At 28.9% G+C, this 391-nt stretch carries 1 protein-coding gene; it reads left to right on the top strand.

The genetic code is table 11. The features are described from left to right. Window positions 1-391 (top strand): hypothetical protein (locus tag RCF13_RS02935; protein ID WP_308140838.1); only part of this gene is annotated, 391 nt, incomplete at both ends.

The raw sequence follows: 391 nt of genomic DNA, 5'->3' as shown, positions 1-391 counted from the left end.
TGGATGGATGGAAGGATTACTTATAAACTTAGGTATTGCAGTAAAAAATGCTTTTATAACTGTTATGCAAGTTGTCGAGCCAATTATTTTAAGTATCGTAAATCTTATCATAGAAGGCATTAACAAAGTTTTAGGTTTAGTCAATAAAATCTCTGGTAAGGAAATCCGCTTAATAAATCCTCTAGAATCTAAATTTGAAGGAAAAGATTTTAAAGAGTTTGTAAATCTAACGGATTACTACAATGAAGGTGCACAAAAAGGTAAGGACCTATACGATAGCTTCAGTAGTAAACTGGATAATATAACAAATTTTGGTGGTTTTGATTTAGATTTTAGTAAATTTGGTACTTCTCAAAATCCCTTAAATGTAACTTCAAAAGATAAATTAAAA

It is taken from the genome of Stenotrophomonas maltophilia group sp. RNC7 (genome assembly GCF_030910085.1).
GTDB classification, from domain to species: domain Bacteria; phylum Pseudomonadota; class Gammaproteobacteria; order Xanthomonadales; family Xanthomonadaceae; genus Stenotrophomonas; species Stenotrophomonas sepilia.
This window is presented reverse-complemented; position numbering and strand designations above follow the sequence as displayed.